Source organism: Clostridium sp. Marseille-P3244, from assembly GCF_900120155.1.
In the GTDB taxonomy this organism is placed as follows: Bacteria; Bacillota; Clostridia; order Lachnospirales; family Lachnospiraceae; genus Mediterraneibacter.
The window spans coordinates 216,872-235,662 of sequence record NZ_LT635549.1 but is presented as its reverse complement, the minus strand read 5'-3'; the positions used below and the strand labels follow the sequence as shown (position 1 = coordinate 235,662).

Annotated in this window: 20 protein-coding genes; all 20 read left to right on the top strand. The window is 40.1% G+C overall.

Annotated features, from left to right (window positions below; genetic code table 11):
* The first annotated feature begins 2 nt into the window (after window positions 1-2).
* The 20 genes from BQ7367_RS02910 (at window position 3) to BQ7367_RS02820 (ending at window position 18,787) form a co-directional block, all read left to right on the top strand.
* Window positions 3-440 (top strand): hypothetical protein, encoded by a 438-nt coding sequence (locus BQ7367_RS02910; protein ID WP_072524138.1) that lies wholly within the window; start codon window positions 3-5, stop codon window positions 438-440.
* On the top strand, window positions 431-2,572 hold the full coding sequence (locus BQ7367_RS02905; protein WP_072524137.1) for a hypothetical protein: 2,142 nt from the start codon (window positions 431-433) through the stop codon (window positions 2,570-2,572). Before BQ7367_RS02910 ends, BQ7367_RS02905 begins: the two co-directional genes overlap by 10 nt.
* A 396-nt stretch (window positions 2,573-2,968) precedes the next feature.
* Entirely contained in the window at window positions 2,969-3,625 is a 657-nt protein-coding gene (locus tag BQ7367_RS14285) for a hypothetical protein (protein ID WP_143142949.1), read from the top strand.
* A gap of 75 nt (window positions 3,626-3,700) precedes the next feature.
* Complete coding sequence (locus BQ7367_RS02895) at window positions 3,701-4,333, top strand: hypothetical protein (protein WP_072524135.1); 633 nt, start codon at window positions 3,701-3,703, stop codon at window positions 4,331-4,333.
* 264 nt (window positions 4,334-4,597) lie between these two features.
* The gene (locus tag BQ7367_RS14870) at window positions 4,598-4,726 is read left to right on the top strand and encodes a hypothetical protein (protein ID WP_268874764.1); all 129 of its coding nucleotides are present in this window, start codon (window positions 4,598-4,600) and stop codon (window positions 4,724-4,726) included.
* A gap of 59 nt (window positions 4,727-4,785) precedes the next feature.
* The gene (locus tag BQ7367_RS02890) at window positions 4,786-5,028 is read left to right on the top strand and encodes a hypothetical protein (RefSeq protein WP_143142948.1); all 243 of its coding nucleotides are present in this window, start codon (window positions 4,786-4,788) and stop codon (window positions 5,026-5,028) included.
* A 3-nt stretch (window positions 5,029-5,031) separates the two neighbouring features.
* Window positions 5,032-5,337, top strand: coding sequence for a leucine-rich repeat domain-containing protein (locus tag BQ7367_RS02885; RefSeq protein ID WP_072524133.1), 306 nt, complete (start codon window positions 5,032-5,034; stop codon window positions 5,335-5,337).
* Window positions 5,338-5,354: 17 nt separating this feature from the next.
* Window positions 5,355-6,203: a leucine-rich repeat domain-containing protein gene (locus tag BQ7367_RS02880; protein ID WP_072524132.1), complete on the top strand. Its 849-nt coding sequence runs from the start codon at window positions 5,355-5,357 to the stop codon at window positions 6,201-6,203.
* A 73-nt stretch (window positions 6,204-6,276) separates the two neighbouring features.
* Complete coding sequence (locus BQ7367_RS02875; protein ID WP_072524131.1) at window positions 6,277-6,843, top strand: hypothetical protein; 567 nt, start codon at window positions 6,277-6,279, stop codon at window positions 6,841-6,843.
* A gap of 159 nt (window positions 6,844-7,002) precedes the next feature.
* Complete coding sequence (locus BQ7367_RS02870) at window positions 7,003-7,842, top strand: leucine-rich repeat domain-containing protein (protein ID WP_072524130.1); 840 nt, start codon at window positions 7,003-7,005, stop codon at window positions 7,840-7,842.
* A gap of 110 nt (window positions 7,843-7,952) precedes the next feature.
* A complete protein-coding gene (locus BQ7367_RS14205) occupies window positions 7,953-9,005 on the top strand; it encodes a putative signal transducing protein (RefSeq protein WP_083588854.1) in 1,053 nt (350 codons plus the stop codon).
* Between the two features lie 56 nt (window positions 9,006-9,061).
* Window positions 9,062-9,820: a hypothetical protein gene (locus BQ7367_RS02860; RefSeq protein ID WP_072524128.1), complete on the top strand. Its 759-nt coding sequence runs from the start codon at window positions 9,062-9,064 to the stop codon at window positions 9,818-9,820.
* A gap of 16 nt (window positions 9,821-9,836) precedes the next feature.
* A complete protein-coding gene (locus tag BQ7367_RS02855) occupies window positions 9,837-10,763 on the top strand; it encodes a hypothetical protein (RefSeq protein WP_143142947.1) in 927 nt (308 codons plus the stop codon).
* A 24-nt stretch (window positions 10,764-10,787) separates the two neighbouring features.
* On the top strand, window positions 10,788-11,687 hold the full coding sequence (locus BQ7367_RS02850; RefSeq protein WP_072524126.1) for a hypothetical protein: 900 nt from the start codon (window positions 10,788-10,790) through the stop codon (window positions 11,685-11,687).
* 208 nt (window positions 11,688-11,895) lie between these two features.
* On the top strand, window positions 11,896-12,669 hold the full coding sequence (locus BQ7367_RS02845) for a hypothetical protein (RefSeq protein WP_072524125.1): 774 nt from the start codon (window positions 11,896-11,898) through the stop codon (window positions 12,667-12,669).
* Window positions 12,647-13,579: a hypothetical protein gene (locus BQ7367_RS02840; RefSeq protein ID WP_072524124.1), complete on the top strand. Its 933-nt coding sequence runs from the start codon at window positions 12,647-12,649 to the stop codon at window positions 13,577-13,579. The genes BQ7367_RS02845 and BQ7367_RS02840 overlap by 23 nt, the downstream gene beginning before the upstream one ends.
* 36 nt (window positions 13,580-13,615) lie before the next feature.
* Window positions 13,616-14,671: a putative signal transducing protein gene (locus BQ7367_RS02835; RefSeq protein WP_072524123.1), complete on the top strand. Its 1,056-nt coding sequence runs from the start codon at window positions 13,616-13,618 to the stop codon at window positions 14,669-14,671.
* Between the two features lie 99 nt (window positions 14,672-14,770).
* Window positions 14,771-16,558 (top strand): leucine-rich repeat domain-containing protein, encoded by a 1,788-nt coding sequence (locus tag BQ7367_RS02830; RefSeq protein WP_072524122.1) that lies wholly within the window; start codon window positions 14,771-14,773, stop codon window positions 16,556-16,558.
* Between the two features lie 13 nt (window positions 16,559-16,571).
* Window positions 16,572-17,879, top strand: coding sequence for a DUF5684 domain-containing protein (locus BQ7367_RS02825; RefSeq protein WP_072524121.1), 1,308 nt, complete (start codon window positions 16,572-16,574; stop codon window positions 17,877-17,879).
* A 110-nt stretch (window positions 17,880-17,989) separates the two neighbouring features.
* Window positions 17,990-18,787 carry a hypothetical protein gene (locus BQ7367_RS02820; protein WP_072524120.1) on the top strand — a complete coding sequence of 266 codons (798 nt, stop codon included), beginning with the start codon at window positions 17,990-17,992 and terminating at the stop codon, window positions 18,785-18,787.
* The last annotated feature ends 4 nt before the right edge of the window (window positions 18,788-18,791 follow it).

Here is an 18,791-nt window from a genome sequence, read left to right as displayed (position 1 = left end):
TGATGAGGATCAACAGAAACTATAAGAGCAAAGATCCGGTATATTCTTCCGGTACTCTGCAGATGACATCGGAAGAGTCTGTTTTGGCTTTGTCAGAAGGACAATATAATGATGACAGGGAAGAACTGAAAAATCTGAGGCAAAAATATGAGCAGCATCAGGAAACGGACCGGGAATGGAAAAAGTTAGAAGAAGAGCAGTCTGAATGTGAACAGAAGATCATCAATTCAATACATGAACTGCAGGAAAAGGCAACAGAGACCAGCATGATCTATAAGCTGGAAGAAATGGAGGGCATGCTCCGTGATCTTGCAAGAAAACGGGAAGACTCCAGAGAAGAACGAGATACACAGAAAAGAATTCTTATGGGCAGGATAGAAGATAAAGAAGCCCAGTGCAGAAAATATGAAGCCGAAAGGAGGAATCAGGAATGGGATTAAAGATATATCCGGGTGAAATTCAAAGTTTCGCTTCTGAGATCGGTGCTAATGTGGAAAGCCTGGCAGGACAGCTGGAAGATTCTCTGGCGAGGATTGAAGATTTTGAAGAGGAGAAAGATCTGGACGGAGTGGCTTGGAAAGGGACAAAAGAACAGCTGGCCAGTCACAAGTATGTGATCCAGGGGATCATAGCAGCCAGTGATATGATGCGGGAGGACGCGTATCAACTGTCCTCCGCCGCGGGAAATGAAAACCTTGACGAAGATCAGCTGCTGGACGAATTGGGGAGCCTGCAATATATGAGTCGTAATCTGCAGCAAAACCTGTCCATTTTCCGAAGCAATCATGGAAGGATCCTTCCTGACGGGAGTATGATGAACTGCAGTTATAGTATCGCACTCTATTCCAACCTTTTAGATACCTGTTCCTGGCAGATCGGAGTGTGCCAGGATAAGTTGGAAAGGCTGCGCGCAATAGAGAGCAGTACGAACAGTCTCTTCCAGGGAGCAAAGGATCTTTTTAATGCGGTGGAAAGTATAAGCGCTTCTGTGGCGGGCTCATGGAACGGGAGCAGCTTTACGGGTGCGCCTTCCGCAGAAGCAATCGATTTGATCATGGGAGGCTGGGAAAATACGAAGACAACCAGGAAACTGCGGCAGGCAGGAATCACAATGGAACAGATCCAGAACATGGAAGGACTGGGGTATACGCCTGAAAAAGTATTGCAGGCATGGGAGGTATGCCAGACAAAAGAAGACAGGGAATTTTTTATCTGTCTGATGAACGGAACAGAAGAAGACTATATAAAAGCCTTCGCCATCGATCCGAATGACCTGTCAGAAGGCATGACGATCATTATGGCGGACTACGCATGCCATTTGCTGAAATTAGACGAGGGAAGAAATTCTACAGAAGAATCAGAAAAAAGGCTGATGGAGTTTAATAACGCCATATTAAAATCAGAAATACTGACGGAAGACAGTCTGGGGAATCCGGTGCTCGTAAGACGGGATGTTTATATCGAAAAACTATGTATAGGAACACAGCTCCTGATGCAGGCGGATCTGGCAGAACTGGCGGCGATGCAGCCGGATGAGAAAGGATATAACGACCTGTTCAGGAAGTATGAAGAAAAATTTGTTATGGCGCAGCTGTGGGCTGCTGAGAGGGATGTGATCCACAATCTGGCAAAAATAAATATAGGATCACGGGATGCCACCCTGTGTACGATCCAGGATCTGTCATTTGACAATTTATTTGATATACCAAATGAAGGCGAGTTTAACTCGATATCGTTCAGCTTTTCTTTGAGCCACCATTCGGATTATCACGGCGAGATCATCACGGAAAGCGTCAGGGGCGGGATCCTGGAGAATCAGGGAGAACTGGAAGAATATAAGGACAATATGGAACTGAAAAAATTGACAGAGGCGAACGAGAATGCCCTGAGGAATTTCCTGACAGGCATGATCGTGGATGGCGGGCTTCTGGCTTTAAATGCTTACTCCCCGGTTGTGGGGATGCTGACGTCTGTCGCGATAACTGCAGGGACAGGAGGAGTACCGGATCTGTCGGGGCTGTCCGCGATGGCAGACAGCCCGGAAATGGAAGAAGCATTAAACGCGGCGGGCTCTATCCTAGAAAGCTCGGTTGGTCATCTACAGGACTATGTAAATGTTGTAAATGAGTTAAACGAGAAGAGTAAGGACACCTTTGAAGAATGGTTCGGGATGGGAGCAGAATACAGGATGACAAGCTGGACGGAGATCACATCCGGGAAGCATATCAGCATGAGCGGGATATATGATCCGGATGTCGTCCGGACGATCAATGTGTGGGAGAAGGAAGGACTGGCCGGGTGGATGCCGGAGGAGGCTTTTTCAGGCATTGGCGGCAATGATTTGGAGAAAAAAGTCAATTCTGTGATGAAAAAGATAGAAGTTGATCCCGAATTGTCGAAAAATGTGAGGAATAACTGCAAAAAGTTATTATTGGGGAATGAAAATATGTTTCAGGAAATCACTATGGAAGAGTTTACCGATGCAGTGAGAGCAATTAATGGATATTTAGAGGAGGATATCAGAGGACATTTTATTGATTTAATTACAGAAAACAGTGGAGAAGGAGAGTGAGGATTAATGAAAGGGCTCAGAAAAAAACGATGGATTCTGTTAGCAAGTATCTTATTTATACTAATCATACTGGCGACGTCTGTAATGTATGTCAGGTATTTACTCCAAGAAAAAAAGGAAAACATAATAAAAACAATCACTTATAAAGATGATTTCAGAGACTTTTTATATGTAGAGGAAGGAAGTGTTAATCCGGGCAATACAGCTGTAGTAACAACAGCTGATACAAATTTTAATCTTAGGTATGGGAGAACTTTTACCGAAAAATGGACTTGTCTGGTCGATGCGGTATATTGCAGAGATACAGAGAAGGACATAATAACTGATATTGAAAAAGCGGAGTATTCAATTTATGACCTTGTGTCGGGAGAACGTATACGGACAATCGATATAAAAATGCTGGCTAAGCAAAAGGCTCCAAATCAGGTTATGGTCCACCCGGATAATGGACAGATTTTTTTGGATGAGAATGGAAGCCCATGGGTATGGTTTGCGCTGCAGGAAAAGGATAAACAGGATCTGTTATGGAACCTGAAGATCAATCTTGAGACTGAGGAAACGAAGCTTGAGAGCAGAGAGGTGCGGATAGAAAAAAGTCCGGAAGACCAGGAAGAGCCAAAAGAGGAAAAGGACGAAGAAGACGAAGAAGAAAACGATCAATGGGGGATTTTTGAGGATGATATCATTGGAATTTTAAAAGCAAATGGTTTTTTTTCATATTCTGATAAAGCTCAAGCTGACTTGCCGGGAATCGGGGTACAATATCCGGCAGATGACCAGATCTATATTGAAACGTCAGTAAAAAATCTTCCAGAGAATAATGAGGAATTATATAGAGAATTCCCGGGCCTGAAAGACTATGTAGGAAATGAAGATGATATTGTTTGTCTGTATTTACAGGAAGAGTTGACAGATGAAGAAGTTATGCGTCTGCTGATGGAAGACGGAGAGGAAATTTCGTTTGAAGGATGTGTACTTCCGGCAGATGAGTCAAAGGACGGGGAAGAGCATGAGATCCACAGCTTTGAAGAGTTTTACCAGTGGAAGCGTTAGCTGCAGATATCCAGACAACATATAAACCGAAAAAGATACTCGGGGGATGAGAGAAAAGGGGGAGAGTGAAGATCGGTGAAAGAATGCAGAAAAAAACGGCAGATTCTGTTAGTAGGTATTTTATTAATACTGATCATACTGGCAGTGTCTATAATGTATGGCAAACATTTATTCCAAGAAAAAGAAAACATAATAAAAACAATCACTTATAAAGACGATTTCAGAGACTTTTTATATGTAGAGGAAGGAAGTGTCGATCCAGGTAACACAGCTGTAGTAACAACGGATAATACAACTTCGACTCTGAGATACGGAAGATCTTTTACCGGAAAATGGACTTGTCTGATCGATGCGGTGTATTGCAGGGATACAGAGAAAGACATAATAACTGACATTGAAAAAGCAGAGTATTCGATTTATGATCTTGTGTCGGGAGAACTTATACAGAAAATCGATATAAAAACGCTGGCAGAGCAAAAAGCTCCAAATCAGGTTATGGCCAAACCTGATAACGGACAGATCTTTTTGGATGAGAATGGAAACCCATGGGTGTGGTTTGCGCTGCAGGAAAAGGATAAACAGGACCTGTTATGGAACTTGGAGATTAATCTTATGACTGAGGAAACAAAGATGGAGAGCAGGGAAGTACCAATAGAAAAAAGCCCGGAAGATCAGGAACAGCCAAAAGAGGAACCAGAAAAAAAGTAGCAGGGAATTTTTCGGGATGATATCATTGGCATCCTGAAAGCAAATGGATTTTTTCTATACTCTGATAAGGGGCGAGATGACATACCTGGAATCAGGACACATTATCCGTCAGAGGGGCAGACTTATATTGAGACCTCAGTAAAAAATCTCCCAGAGAATAATGAGGAATTATATAGAGAATTTCCAGGCCTTAAGAATTATGAAGGAAGCGAGGATGATATTATTTCCCTGTATTTACAGGAAGAGCTGACAGATGAAGAAGTTATGCGACTGCTGATGGAAGAGGGAGAGGAAATTTCATTTGAAGGATGTGTACTTCCGGCCAATGAGTCAAACGACGATAAAGAGCATGAGATCCATAGTTTTGAAGAGTTTTATCAGTGGAAACGGTAGTTCTATCCAGGCGACATATAAACCGGAAAAGATACTTGAGAGAGGGGAGAAAGGGAGGGGTGAGTGAGGATCAGTGCAACAAGATTTATTATTTGATATCCGGCGAAAATAAATCTGAGCTTTGTGTGATGCGCATGGAACTAGATGGGAGCGGAAAAGAGGAAATGTTTGAAAAAGATCACCAGATATTACATTTTTGTCCGTATACAATAATTTTTGATATGGCTCCATTTGCAGGAGCAGATCAGATTGAAGAATTGGTGGTTAGAGATAATCGCGTGCAGGATCTGACGGGGATTTGAGAGATGAAAAGTCTGAGAATACTGGAACTCGAACATAACAAATTTACAGATATTTCACCGCTAAAAGAGTTAATTTATCTGGAGGCTCTCGATATTAGAGATAATCAGGTTGAGAATTTAGACATATTGTTAGAGCTTCCCAATCTGAAAGTTGTATTTTATGAGGCACAGAATAAAGAGCAAGAAGAAGTATTAAAAAAATTGATTGATAAAGGGTGTACAGTAGTGGAAACTAAAGATTCGTTCTACTCTTTTCTAGATAAAATGGGGATAGAGACAGTAGAGTTATATTCTACGGATAACATTTAAAGAGCCTGGGGATTGTTATGAAAAAAAGAAAAACAGGGATTATCTGGACATTAGTTCTTTTGCTGGGGGTTATAACAGGAATTACTATTTCCTTACCTCAATATGAGGAATACAAAAAATATGTACATTTTAAAGATGAAAATTTACAAGAAATCATGCAGGCATCTAGTGATTGGAGCCAGTACTTTGATTTAAGAAGTGGCAAGGTCAGTGTAAAGCAGGCAAAACAAATTACAGAAATATATATAAAAGGATTGTATGCAAGATGGGAAAACATACCGTCTTACGAAGATTTATTAAATTTTCCAAATACAGAATATATAGAATTGGGAATAGCACCTGCATATGAAAGCGGAGATAGTGCAGCTAGAGAAATGTATTTAAAACAATGGCCAATAGTCGAGGAGCCTTTGTATGTAGAAAAACTGAAGCCGGTGCTGGCAGAATTAGAAAAGCTGCGATGGGTCAGAATCTATTCAGATGTGGTATTTGAAGATTTGGAAATATTTAGTCAGTGTAACCAGATTCAAGATTTAGATGTCTACCAAAATCAGTTGAAAAATTTGAACGGAATAGAAAATCTGAAAATACGATTTGCTGACTTTTCGGAAAATGAGATTACAGATATAACAGCTGTAGCAGAAACACGGGGAATTCGATTTTTAGTGTTGACGGATAATGAGATCGAAGATTTTTCTCCTTTGTTAGAGGTAAGTGGATTAGAAGCTGTAGCTTTTGATACAGATATGGGCAATGGAAAAGAAATTGCAGATAAGCTTACCGAAAAAGGTTGTGTCGTTACGGATGATAAGTGGGGACCCTATGAAGCATATTGGGATATGTTAGATGAGGCAGAAGAGCGATAATGATTAGAAACGTTAATATCGAATTAAGGTTGTTAAAAGCGGCATTGAGGGCAGGTGTTAAAGGATTAAGAGAATGAAGAAAAAAATATTTGTGATAGCAGCAGTGATAGCGGTAACGTTGATAATAATTATTGCCGGAGTGAAATATTTAGAACAAAAACAAACAGAAAAAGAACAAACAGAACTTGCCTATGCTTATAAGCATCAAAATCGGGCTTTCCCCCGGGACAAAGGGGAGATAAATGAGTATGATTACATAGGGTATGAAGCCATCAATGAGAAAGAATTATATGTGGCTTTGGAGGTGTATAACAAGGAAAACGAGGACGAGGATCTGGAAGTTGAAGACATAAAAGAATATCTGTCACAAGAATACAATGAAGATGGAACACCGAGAGTATTAGAGGGCTGGCCTGAGATAAGGTCATATGAAGACTGGTATTTTAGAGGAATGGGAAGCGAGAAAATTGAAGAGTATTGGGGCAAATTAGAAATTGCTAAAGATGAATATCAGAGACTAACCCCTGCTTTTCCAAATTGTACAGTAAAAGAATTGTCTATAAATCAAATAGAAGAGTTAATAAAAAAAGATGCGGATCCAACCTATGAGATTGATGATTCTGTAATGGAAATAAAATAAAGTGAGAACGGATGATCACGCAACCGAAAGAGAACAGAGAGAAAAAGAAATGGAGAATTATAAAAAGCCTGTTATTATCAGATAAATCAAAGAGATATATGATGAGAAAAAGCAACAGGATTAGATTACAATAATTGCATTTAATGCTTAGAAAAAGGGATGAAAAGATTGAAAATAATAAAAAAGGGTAAATTTATTGCATTTATAATAATTATTTTTTTATTAATTGTTGGCGGAATCGGGTTTTTTGTATACAGGAGTAAATATGTGATATTTAAAGATCCTGTTATCGAAACTTCGGCAAAAGCGAATCTTGATAAAGCGGGAAAGATATTAAAAGTAGATGCGGAAAAGGTCCAGCTTTTTATAATATATGATGCGACAATGCAGAATTTGACAACTTTAGAGGATTTAAAGAATTTTTCAAATATAGTTTTTATAGGAACAATGTCTACTACAGAATTTGATACAGAAGAGGAACGGGCAGAGTTTGAAAAAACACACAGTATAACCAGAAGTGTGTATGAGAAATATGCAGTACAGTTACAAGAAGTATTACCGGGTTTTGAAAAATTAAAGGCAATCGTATTATGTCCAGATACAATTATTTTTGATATGTCTCCATTTATGGGGGCTGACCAGATTGAAGAATTAAGAATTAATACAAATCAGATAGAGGATCTTAGCGGTATTGAAGAGATGGAAAGTCTAAGAATACTTGATGTTTCCAATAACAAGATTACGGATATTAAAGCTTTGAAAGACTTAAATAATCTGGAAGCTTTAGATATTAGTGGAAATTGTATTGAGAATATAGATGTATTGTTAGAACTGCCGGAACTGAAGGTTTTGTTTTATAAGGCTACAAATGATAAGCAGGAGAAAATATTAAAAGCTTTGAGCGATAGAGGATGTACGGTAGTGCAGGAGGGCGGAGGGTTTTTAAGCACTATTGATGAAAACGAAATAGAAAGGGTAGATTTTCTCTCTTTATATTAGACAATATGAAGAGTCTCTAATTTGTAGGCACGTAGGTTTGCCCGTATATCATAGATTAGAACAAGTCAAAGGTGACGGAGATTAGCACATATGTACAGGGGGGATAAAAAGTGGGCAGCAGGATAAATGAATGCGCAGGAATAATATGTATTAATTTAGCATTTTCGGTAATCATGCATTGTTTTCTGGGTGGAATTCCTCTGATATTAATAGCTTATATGACATCTGTATCATTTATATCAATATTATTATGGTGCATGTATATATTAACGCTGTATTTGGTCATCAGGGGGAATGTAAGGAAAGAAAAATGGACAATTCCCGAGATAATCCGCTTATTTATACTGATAATTGGATTTCTCGGGGCAAAGATGCTGGGAGATTTTGTCTTTACTAAAGTAGAGTTATTTAACATCAATATGCGTAGAACAGCTGTGTTGTCAGGTGCAGTTGGATTTTTATGGGGCGGAATATTAATAGTTGTTTTGTTTTTTGTTATTAAAAAGCTAAAGGCTGCATGGAATTGGAAAAGGATCAGAGTCCCGGCAGTTATTCTGATACTTATAATTACACTGTATGGCATTTTTGTCTGGATCCAGCAAAATGAGTATCTTTTAGTTACAAGTCATTATGGAGAACAGGAAGATATCGATCTTTATTATGCATACAGGATTGCAGATGGGAATCCATGGTTTTATGCCGCCTTTGCGATTATTCTGTGGTGGTTTATGCGTCGCCTTACCGATCCTGCGAAAACTTCGGAAAAGATAAAAAATAACGAGACCTTTAGTTTTAACAGCCAAAAGTCAGAAAATGGGAAGGGACTTACGGTTCTGCTGTCAACCTCAAATGATATTGAAGCAGAAATTATAAGGGATTTGTTAAAGGAAAATGGTATTTTCACTATGATCCGGGACAGAGAAAGCGGCGATGCCATGAAACTTTATATGGGAAATTCTATTTTTGAAAAAGAAATTTTGGTAAACAGCGGCGAATATGACCGGGCAAAAAAATTGATAGAGGATACAAGTACAGACGCAGGAGAAGAGATGTCCGAATATAAAGAACTGGCAAAACAAAGAGAACTTAAACGGAGAACATTTACAGTATATGTGCTGGCGCTTATTGTTATATTTGTATTGCTGGCGCTGGTCATTAAATAAGAGCCATATATTGCTTCCGGTAAGCTGATATAAGGGAAAACGGTCAGGAGAACAGAATGTCCCCAAAAAGAAAAGTATTAAAAACAGTCGTAGTTGGCATAGTGATTCTGAGCATTATTGGTATAAGCCTCTGCCTATATTACAATTTCCAGAAGGATGAAAAAAAGAGACTGGAAGATGGCGAAAAGAAGGAATATTTCATGCTCATAATGGATTCGGATTACTACTCTCAGTATATTAATTCGGATTATAATGAAAAATATTGGAAGGATTTTCTTGGAGATGAGAACACGATCGACTGCGTAAGATATTTGAATCAATATATGAAGGAGACATATCCGAACAGTCCGTATACGGAAATTACAACAGAAGATTTGAATACTGATTACAGAAGTATTTATAAGCAATGGAAAGAAGATTTAAGTACTTATTTAAAAGAAGAAAGAAAATATGAAGAAGATAATAAACTCAGCAGGATTATAAATAAAGCGGTTGTAGGAGGGTGGTGGCGGGATATTATAAGCCTGCTCGGATATGATGAACGAATATCTGCTTATAACTATAATACAACCTATACAGATGAATTTTTGAAGCAGGAAGATCTGGAAAACTTTCTAAATGAATTAAACCAGTATATGAAAGAGAACCATCCGGAAATAGAATTTGAAAATATTACAATGGAACGATTACAGGAAACAGAATATGATGTCTGCGATCAACTTTGGGAAGTGAAGGAAAAACTGGCGGAGGAAGGTGTAGATTTTGCTGAAATTATGAGGGAGATACATGGGACAGTAGTTACAGCAGATTCGTAAGCAGTGTGGTGGGGATATGAATTTTAAACGAATTAAGAAAAAACAAGTTATTATCGGGATTACTGTAATAATGATTTTGGTATGCGGAATAGGAACAGGGCTTCACTTTTACAATGAATACCAGGAAGAGAAAGCATTAGAGGAGGCGAGGAGACATCCCTATTTTACAAAGGATCATTTAACTATTTCGGAAATGCATACACTAAGACTTTTTTATTTAATGGATACAGATCCATACTATGTGGATGAGGCGTTGGAAAAAGAAGGACCGGATTTCAGTTATATAGAGATCAGTCCGTCAGAAAATACAGAAAAAATAGTAGCTTTGGTAAATTACTATTTGTTTGACCAATTCTATAGCGCTGATATAAAAGGAAAAGAATATGCGGAAAAATGTGGGTTGTCTTATGGGAACAGAATGACAGTGGATTGGCTAATGAATCATTTAAAAGACTCAATTCAGATACTTGAAAAATCACCGGTCTTAAAAGGGATATTAGAATTAGATGAAAAGTGGATTCGATATGAGCTGATTTCTGAAGACGTAAGATATACAAGTTACTATTTATCCCGAGTGGAGCTGCTAAGTTTAAGTAGTTGGTTTAGTATAGAAACTGTTCAGGATTTGTTGGACTTAGATATTCAATTTGAGCAGGAGGGGAGAAAAGATTTTGCAGATGTGACATTAAAGGCTACAGAATATACAGAAAAAGCTGCAGCAGTTATGAACTGGCTGCTGTTTGAGGAAGCGGCTCCGGAAAATGTAGCAGGAACAGAAAAAGCAGAAGAATATGGACTGTCAAAGGAGAATCCGGTTACAGCAGAATGGATGATCACTCATCCGAAAGAGACAATAGAGATTAAGAACGCGATGGAGAATTATGGGGAGATTTTTTATTATCGAGATAAAATCGTAGAAATGTATGATGACATTGCGGCTTAGTGATTTAGATAATGGGTTGAGCTGATGAGGGAAAAGAAAAAACAAGTTATTATCGGAATTATTGTAATAATGATATGCGCATGTGGAATAGGAACTGGGATTTATTTTTATAATGAATACAGGGAAGAACAAGAATTAAAGGAAGCGCAGAAACACCCCTATTTTACAAAAGACCATTTAACTTCTCAAGAGATGGGCATTTTGCGACTATTCTATTTGATGGATACAGAACCATATTATTTGGATGAGTTACAGGAAAAAGAAGGCCCAGATTTTAGTTATATAGAAATCAGGCCGACAGAAAATACGGAAAAAATAATCGCTGTGATCAATTATTATATGTATGACTGCGTCTTTTTTCAACAAACAGCAGCAAAAGATTATGCAGAGGAATGTGGATTGTCCTATGGAAATCGTATGACATTAGACTGGGTGATGGATCACTTGAGTGAAGCGGCTCAGATTGTCAATCATTCAGTTTCCATGCAAGACAGTTTATCCTTAGATTTGAAATGGCTGCATTACGATATGTTAGTTTCAGATCCCACATACACATCATACCATCTATCATATCAAGAATTGGCAAATTTATATACATTATTTAATATAGGGATGGCACCAAAGTGGAATGAAATAGCATTGCAGTTTGAAGAAGGACAGCGGGATTTTACAAATGTTACTTTACAGGCTACAGAATATACAGAAAAAGCTGCAGCAGTTATGAACTGGCTGTTGTTTGAGGAAGCGGCTCCGGAAAATGCAGCAGAATATGGGTTGTCAAAGGAGAATTCGGTCACTGCGGAATGGATAATCACTCATCCGAAAGAGACAATAGAGATTAAGAATGCGATGGAAAATTATGGGGATATCTTTTATTATGGGGATAAAATTGAGGAAATTTACAATGAAATCAGGAGCCGATAACCCTGAAGAGGATGATAATAAAAACGAAAGATAAAATTTAATCAAGATATAATTGCAACCCTGAATTTAGAAATCAAACATATAAAAAAGGCATCTTTCAGGAAGGGATTTCTTTCTCTGTAAGTATACAAAATAAATAAAGCGAAAGCTGACCGTAATAAGTTTCGTAATCCTATTGGTACTTTTTGCGGAAAGGTGGTTTGTAATAATGAAGAGCGAGGGCTATAAAATAAAGATTATAACTATTATAATGGCGATAATTTTAATTATTATAGGAATAGTTGGGTATATGCTATACCAAAATTATCAAGAAAAAGAGCGTAAAAGGTTGCAAGATGGTCATGCGAAGCAATATCTGATGCTATTGATAAATGACAAATATCTTTCATCATATATAGAGCCAGAATATGATGAAAAGTATTGGGAAGAGTTTATTAAAGATAAAACTACAAGTGATGGCATTAGATATGTGAATCAATTTATGGAAGAGACATATTCGGATAGTCCGTATACGACAATAACGGCAGAAGAATTAGATAAGAATTATGATGAGATTTATGAGCAATGGTCTGGAATGGAAGATTATTTAAAACGTAATACGAGAGGCAGAGGATATCTTCCATTTGGTGATTTAGTTATTATGGCAAAAGTGGAAGGAAGACGCCGGGATACTATGAATTTGCTTGGATATAGCGAACTGACACAAAATTATGATTACTATACTACATATACAGAATACTTTCTAGAACAGGAAGATCTGGAAACATTCTTAGAACAATTAAATCAATATATGAAGGAGAATTATCCAGAAATAAGTTATGAAGATATTACAATGAAACGATTAGAGGAGACAGAATATGATGTCTGCGACCAACTTTGGGAAGTGACGGAAAAACTGGCCGATCAGGGAGTGGATTTTTCACAAATTGTTGAATTGATACATGAGGAGATAGATATAGATGGAGAAGGAGAAAGTGAATAAACGAAAAAAACAAATAGTTATCGGATTCCTTGTATTTGTGCTATGTGTGTTTGGAATAGGAACAGGGCTTCACTTTTACCATGAATACCAGGAGGAGAAAGAATTAGAAGAGGCAAAAAGGCATCCATATTTTACGGAAGATCATTTAACTGTTTCAGAAATGCACATATTAAGGCTCTTTTATTATATGGATACAGATCCATACTATGTGGATGAGGCGCTGGAAAAAGAAGGTCCGGATTTCAGTTATATAGAAATCAGTCCGACAGAAGATACAGAAAAAATGATAACCATGATTAATTATTATATGTATGACCGGGTCTTTTTTCAACAAACGGCAGCGAAAGAGTATGCGGAAAAGTGTGGACTATCCTATGGAAATCGCATGACATTAGACTGGGTGATGGATCATTTGAGTGAAGCGGCTCAGATACTTGATCAATCTCCTTTTATACAAGATAATTTGAGGTCAAATAATATAGGGATATATTACAATATGTTACTCTCAGATCCCACATATACATCATACCAGTTGTCATATCGGGAGCTGGCGAATTTATATACGCTGTTTAATGTAGAGATGACACCAAAATGGAATGAAATATATTTACAATTCAAAGAAGGACAACGGGATTTTACAAATGTTACTTTACAGGCTACAGAATATACAGAAAAAGCTGCAACAGCTATGAACTGGCTGTTATTTGAGGAAGCGGCTCCGGAAAATGCAGCAGGAACAGAAAAAGCAGAAGAATATGGGTTGTCAAAGGAGAATCCGGTCACTGCGGAATGGATAATCACTCACCCGAAAGAGACAATAGAGATTAAGAACGCGATGGAGAATTACGGGGATATCTTTTATTATGGGGATAAAATTGAGGAAATTTATAATGAAATCAGGAGCCAATAAGGTCGACGAGACATTCATAAGGGGGAGATACAGAGCATGAAAAACAGAGGAAAAGAATATGTTTTAATCTGGGGCACGAATATTTTTTATGCAGTTATAGTGCATGCCGCACTGGGCGGCGGATCTTCTATTGACTTTTTCCATACAGAGGGACTTTTATGGCTTGCGCTGCCTCTGTGGATCATATATACATTTCTTCAAATTTTAGCTTTTGTAGTATCAGACAAAGAAATGAATAAACGCATCATGAAAGCACTGATTTTTACGGTCTGCTTTATGTTAATAAAAATAAGTGCTGACTTTATCTGGGGTGCGACATCATGGGAGGGACAGACTTATCGGCAGATTGCGATAGTTGAAGGTGTACTTCCCTATATTTATGAAATATTATTAGTTCTGATTCTGTTTTTCTTTCTGGGGAGAGAGAAGATATCCCGGATCTGGAAGCGGGTAAAAGCGCCGGGCATTCTTTTAATTCTGTCTGTAACTACATATATCATATTCATTATAAATAACTTCTTTCAGTATTCTCGGGCAGCAGAGCGCTATTCTGACTTGTTTGACCTGGAGCAGATCGATTTATATTTTGCAATGCTGATTATGCGGGGAAATCCATGGTTTTACGCTGCTTTTGCGATTATTCTGTGGTGGTTTATGCGGCGTCTTACAGACCCGGCAGAGTCTCATCAGGAGACGAAAAAAGCGGGTACATTTCATTTTGTTCAACAAAAAACACAGAAAGAAAAAGAACTTACAGTTTTGTTATCAACCTCGAATGATATGGAAGCAGAAATGATAGCAGACATATTAAAGGAGAAAGGGATTTCCACTGTGATCCGGGACCGGGAAAGCGGCGGTGCTATGCGGATCTATATGGGAAATTCCATCTATGAAAAGGAGATCCTGGTAAAATCACAGGAATATGAGCAGGCAAAGTGCCTGGTCGAAGAGACTTATGGGGATATGAAGGGAGAGGACATGCCGGAATATGAGGAGCTCTCAGAGATAAGAAGGATACAGAAACGGACGTTTTTAGTTCTCACAGCGGCAGTTTTTATAATCTTTGTACTGATCGCGCTGGCGGCGATGTGAACCGGATCAGACCGGGATATGCAGCAGAGGTTATCAGAAGTCGGAGGTAAGACGGACGAAAAAAGAATGTAGAAGTACTGAGGGAAGGGATGAGAGAATATGGAATATTTGAAGTATGGATTGGTCTGGGATGTATTTACCTGGCTGTGTTCGGCCATGCCGGGATATTTTCTGTTCAGGAGGGCAGGGAAAAAGGGGTGGCAAAGTTTTGTTCCGGTTTATGATCAGTATATCTATTACAGTTTTGTGTGGAAGACAGAAGTATTTTGGGCTTATTTATCAGTTTGGGCTGCGTTTTTCTGGTATTTTCTCATCTATATATTTCTTCTTGGCCGGGGGCAAAAGGGAACGGATATCATTTATTTACTTTTAGCACTGAGTTCGGTTATGCTCCATGCATCTTTCTGTTATAAGACGTCCAGATATTTTGGCAGAGGGATCGGATACACTGTCGGGTTATTCTTCCTGGATCCGGTGTTCAAAATACTGCTGGCGCTGGACACAAAGAGAGTTTTAGTGACAGAAGACAGCACAGAAGAAAACAGACGGGAAGGGCCAAAGGACGGACGGGAAGAGAACACAAAGGCCGGACGGAGCCGGATGAAACACAGGGTTGCTGTGGCGCTCAGCTGTCCGCTGATCTTCATACTGGTGACAGGGGAAGTCATTAAAGAAATTTCTGAATTTAAGTCAGAAACGGTAGAGATTAATGCGGAAAATTTCCTGGATACAACAGCAAGAGAGGAACTGCTGGCGCAAAGCTGCGGAGAGGATTCATTGCTGACAAAGGAAGAGCGGGAGTCAATAAAAGAAATGACATTTGAAGATTCGCTGGAGGGCGTCCAGTATTTTCCGAAGCTGACGGAGCTGGATTTTGGAAATCACTACGGCTGGTATTCCCTTCCGGATCCTGCGCCGACAGCGAAACTGGATACCTCCATGTTTCCGGAGTTAAAAATTCTGCGTAGTACGGAGGGAAATCTTTTGTCCCTGGATGTCAGTGAGAATCCGGATCTGGAAGAATTGTATTGCTACAGGAATAATCTTGAAAGTCTGGATGTCAGCCAGAACAAAAAATTAAAAATACTGCAGAGCTCCTCCAATCCCATCGGCAGTCTGGACGTCAGCAATAATCCGGAACTGGAAGTTATGAACTGCAATATGAACGGTCTGGACACTTTGGATGTGAGCAAAAATCCGGAACTGAAAGAACTTCATGTCAACCTGAATAATCTGAAGAGCCTGGATGTCAGCGGAAATCCGAAACTGGATAATCTCTGGTGTGATAAAAATTATCTGGACAGCCTGGATCTGTCTGCCAATTCTGAGCTGACAGAACTGTTTTGCCGCGAGAATGGGCTGGACAGCCTTGATGTGAGTAAAAATCCGGGGCTGGAGGCATTGTACTGCTCGTATAATAATCTCACAGTTCTGGATCTGAGCAAAAATCCGGAACTCAGGGTACTGGATTGTTACGGAAACAAACTGCGTTCGCTTGACGTGAGCGGAAAAAGGAACTTATCCGCGCTGCGTGTCGGGGGTAATCCGGAGCTGACAGAACTGGACTGCAGCGGCGGGGCACTTACTTTCCTGAGTCTTGGCAGCTGTCCGAAACTGAAGTCTCTGTATGCCGGAGAGCAGCAGGTCACAGTTGAAGTAAGTTACAGCGAGGAAGAGGGAATGTATGTAAGCGATGCCAGAGTCATGGATCCTGACGCGGTAGTCGAAGGGGAAGGTTTCCTGTACAGTACGTGGGATGAGAGATTTTTCTTGGAAGAATTAGAAGGACAGACGGCTGAGTTTTCGGTGCAGATTTATGATGATGCCCTGCTTGAAGAGGGGAGCGGGCTTCTTTCTGGGACAATAAGATTCATAGAAAAACAATGAGGGAGGCGGGGAAATGGCTGAATCATATGAAACAATATGGTATGTGATCCGATGGGCGTGTTCCGCGCTGGCGGGATGCGCTATATTCAAAAAGAAAGGCATCCCGATGTGGAAAAGCCTTATTCCTGTATACGGCGAGGGTGTCCTTTATAAACTTGTGTGGAATGCGAATATTTATTCATTGTATCTGCTTGGCGTCATACTTTATTATGTGGTATTGCCAAGAATCGCAACTCTTCATATGGCTGTATTCGCGGGTACAGCATTACTTCTTGTTGCGGCAGAGGTGATTCGGTTCGTTTTTTGCCGGAAACTGGCAGGATATTTTGGCAGAAAGTTTTTGTTTGCCGTCGGCCTGTGGATTTTTGAGCCGGTCTTTAAGATATGGCTGGCATCCGCAATATGGACAAATGGAGCCGCTGGCCAGGAAGAGGAAAGAAGAGGATGGGAGAGCCGGAAGAAAAAGAACGGGATAAGAATCGTAGGAGCTGCGGCGGCCATTTTTCTTATGGGCGGGTACGCGTTCCATGCATGGCTTCTTGGCACCCAATATCTGTGGATCACTCCCGGGAATTTCCCGGACAGAAAGTTCAGAGAATTTCTGATAATACAGCCTTATGGGCGGGATCTTAGGATTTCCCGTGCAGAGCTTGCCTCTGTCTGTATTATAACGTGTTCCGATGCGGGCATTTCAAATCTGGAGGGAATCGAGCATTTTTGGGCGTTGCAATGGCTTGACTGTTCCCAGAACAGGCTGACAGGTCTGGATATCAGTGAGAACAGGATGCTGCACAGGCTGGAGTGTTCTGGAAACAGGCTGGAGAGCCTGGAATTTGGCGAGATGGATACACTGGGATTACTTGACTGTACGGATAATTATCTGTCAGAACTGGATGTCAGCGGAAGCCACAGATTAGAAAGACTTCTGTGTGCCGGCAACAGGCTGAGTGAACTGAATTTGGACAGAAATGACCAGCTGAAGAATCTGGACTGCAGTGGGAACTGTCTGCAGGGCCTTAAGAAGAATGTTTTGATCAGCGACAGTATGCGCAACTATGAGATGTCAGATCAGAGGTGTGAGATCCAGGTGACATATGATGAAAAGGACGGTGTGTACCGGAGTGCGGAGGGTGCCCTTAAGCCGGAAGTGGAAGTGCTTACTCCCGGTGTCAGTGTAAATCCGGAAAACGGTCAGATCACGCTGGAGGATCCGGGAACAGAAAGCGCGGAGTTTATTGTAAGGGACGTATTGTCGTGGCCCGCAGATGGCAGCGACACTGACATGACGGGAACGATTGTGTTCGTGAGAGAGGATAAATAGGGTATCTATATGTTCCGGAGTTTGTATCGGGGGCATAATCCTGTGGATTCCTGGCAGCGGGGATTTTTATAATCTGTATCAGCGTTGAATTAATATGAGGAAAGAGAAATATGGGGAAGTGGGTACAAAAGATCAAAGAAAGCGATAGACTGAAGTTGCTGACAGCCTGGGCAGCAATCCTGCTGCTGATCATCATACTGGGGATATCCCGGCTGTTTTATACAGTAGATGTTCAAAAGGTCGGATTTGCAGGATATTATTTCAGTGCGGAGGCGGAAGAGAATACTGTTCACTATACGCTTCTGGAAATTCCGGGAGATGGAGTGGGAGCTGCCGGTGATGAAATGTGGATGACAGACGGGGACCGGCTGGAATATAAAGGGGAAGTCTATGAATGTAACACAGGTACATTCGGGATAGCAGAGTTTTATACATATGGTCGGCAACAGGCTGACAGTGGTTATATAACATTTCCGAATGAGCAGATATATCAATTTGCTTACATGACAGATTCTTTTTTATGGACAAATATGACGGCGCGGCTTGAAGATAATAGCATGTATTTACCGATATCGTTCCGTGAGGGAGAACTGTCGCGCTATCCGGCGGATATGATTGCCGCGGTTACTATTGTACAGGATGAGGTGGAATATAATCTGGAGCACCCTATGGTATGGGAAGGGATGCTTACTTTGGGCGCGTTGCTCGTTTTGGCAGTCGGTACGGTAACAGGGCTTTGCGATCAGCTTATGAACAGTTTATCCATATTTCGGGTAAGGCAGTATTATGATATAAATGGAGAAGTGCGGCCGTCAGCCCTGGCGATAAGCCTCCGCCGGATCTGCAGTGCAATTGATATTTTTGGCGGGATCGTCCTGCTGATCCAGTCATTTTACTTCCGGTCATAAAGCC

What these genes read in the sequence shown, in the direction of transcription:
- BQ7367_RS02820 (WP_072524120.1), top strand. Translation starts at nt 17,990, where the DNA reads ATGGGGAAGTGGGTACAAAAGATCAAAGAAAGCGATAGACTGAAGTTG.
- BQ7367_RS14285 (WP_143142949.1), top strand. Translation starts at nt 2,969, where the DNA reads ATGCTGGCTAAGCAAAAGGCTCCAAATCAGGTTATGGTCCACCCGGAT.
- BQ7367_RS02885 (WP_072524133.1), top strand. Translation starts at nt 5,032, where the DNA reads ATGAAAAGTCTGAGAATACTGGAACTCGAACATAACAAATTTACAGAT.
- BQ7367_RS02850 (WP_072524126.1), top strand. Translation starts at nt 10,788, where the DNA reads ATGAGGGAAAAGAAAAAACAAGTTATTATCGGAATTATTGTAATAATG.
- BQ7367_RS02830 (WP_072524122.1), top strand. Translation starts at nt 14,771, where the DNA reads ATGGAATATTTGAAGTATGGATTGGTCTGGGATGTATTTACCTGGCTG.
- BQ7367_RS02860 (WP_072524128.1), top strand. Translation starts at nt 9,062, where the DNA reads ATGTCCCCAAAAAGAAAAGTATTAAAAACAGTCGTAGTTGGCATAGTG.
- BQ7367_RS02855 (WP_143142947.1), top strand. Translation starts at nt 9,837, where the DNA reads ATGAATTTTAAACGAATTAAGAAAAAACAAGTTATTATCGGGATTACT.
- BQ7367_RS02875 (WP_072524131.1), top strand. Translation starts at nt 6,277, where the DNA reads ATGAAGAAAAAAATATTTGTGATAGCAGCAGTGATAGCGGTAACGTTG.
- BQ7367_RS02840 (WP_072524124.1), top strand. Translation starts at nt 12,647, where the DNA reads ATGGAGAAGGAGAAAGTGAATAAACGAAAAAAACAAATAGTTATCGGA.
- BQ7367_RS02825 (WP_072524121.1), top strand. Translation starts at nt 16,572, where the DNA reads ATGGCTGAATCATATGAAACAATATGGTATGTGATCCGATGGGCGTGT.
- BQ7367_RS02835 (WP_072524123.1), top strand. Translation starts at nt 13,616, where the DNA reads ATGAAAAACAGAGGAAAAGAATATGTTTTAATCTGGGGCACGAATATT.
- BQ7367_RS02910 (WP_072524138.1), top strand. Translation starts at nt 3, where the DNA reads ATGAGGATCAACAGAAACTATAAGAGCAAAGATCCGGTATATTCTTCC.
- BQ7367_RS02845 (WP_072524125.1), top strand. Translation starts at nt 11,896, where the DNA reads ATGAAGAGCGAGGGCTATAAAATAAAGATTATAACTATTATAATGGCG.
- BQ7367_RS02880 (WP_072524132.1), top strand. Translation starts at nt 5,355, where the DNA reads ATGAAAAAAAGAAAAACAGGGATTATCTGGACATTAGTTCTTTTGCTG.
- BQ7367_RS02870 (WP_072524130.1), top strand. Translation starts at nt 7,003, where the DNA reads ATGAAAAGATTGAAAATAATAAAAAAGGGTAAATTTATTGCATTTATA.
- BQ7367_RS14870 (WP_268874764.1), top strand. Translation starts at nt 4,598, where the DNA reads ATGCGACTGCTGATGGAAGAGGGAGAGGAAATTTCATTTGAAGGATGT.
- BQ7367_RS02905 (WP_072524137.1), top strand. Translation starts at nt 431, where the DNA reads ATGGGATTAAAGATATATCCGGGTGAAATTCAAAGTTTCGCTTCTGAG.